At 73.3% G+C, this 724-nt stretch carries 1 protein-coding gene; it reads right to left on the bottom strand.

Annotation, left to right across the window (positions count from 1 at the left end; all coding sequences use genetic code 11):
- Positions 1-724 (bottom strand): FAD-dependent oxidoreductase (locus tag AUL38_RS03230; RefSeq protein WP_153006452.1); only part of this gene is annotated, 724 nt, incomplete at both ends.

The following is a 724-nucleotide window of genomic DNA, read 5'->3' as shown; positions in this document are numbered from 1 at the left end:
GCGCGGCTGCTCGCCCAGCCGGCGCAGCACGGCGTCGACGCCGTCCTCTGCCATCTGCCGGTACACGGTGAGCTTGCCGCCCGTGACCGTGATCGGCTGGCCCGGGGTGTCGATGATGAGGTGCCGACGCGACGCAGACGCGGAGTCCGCGCCGCCGCCGACGAGCGGCCTGAGCCCGGAGAACGCGCTGAGCATGTCGTCGCGCGTGAGCGTGACATCGAGCGAGGCGTTCGCGATGCTGAGTAGGAAGTCGACATCCTCCTCCGGCACGCCGGGCTCGTACCCATCGGCACCCGGGGCAAGCTCGTCGGTGAGGCCGAGATAGCTCAGCCCGTTCGACTGGGGGAGCACGAACACGTAGCGGCCGAAGTGGCCTGGCACGGGCGCCGTCATGACCGCGCGGGGGTGCCCGAACAGCGCCGAGGGGAACACGAGGTGTGTGCCGCGGCTCGGCGTGAGCGGGAGCCCTGGGGCGAAGTCGTCAGCCCACACGCCAGCCGCGTTGACGATCGCGCGTGCCCGCACGCGCAGCTCCTCGCCGGAGCCGTCGTCGATCCACGCCTCGCGGTCGGTGGCCCGGAGCGCCCGCGCGCCCGTCGCAATGTGGGCGCCGTGGCGGGCAGCCGTGCGAGCGAGCGCGACGACCAGTCGCGTGTCGTCCTCGACCGCGCCGTCCCAGTACACGAGCCCGCCGCGCAGCCCACGCTCGCGTAAACGGGGCGCC

The organism is Leucobacter sp. G161 (assembly GCF_001482305.1).
Lineage (GTDB): Bacteria > Actinomycetota > Actinomycetes > Actinomycetales > Microbacteriaceae > Leucobacter.
Note: the sequence above shows the minus strand (reverse complement) of the source record. Positions and strands in the feature narration are given on the sequence as shown.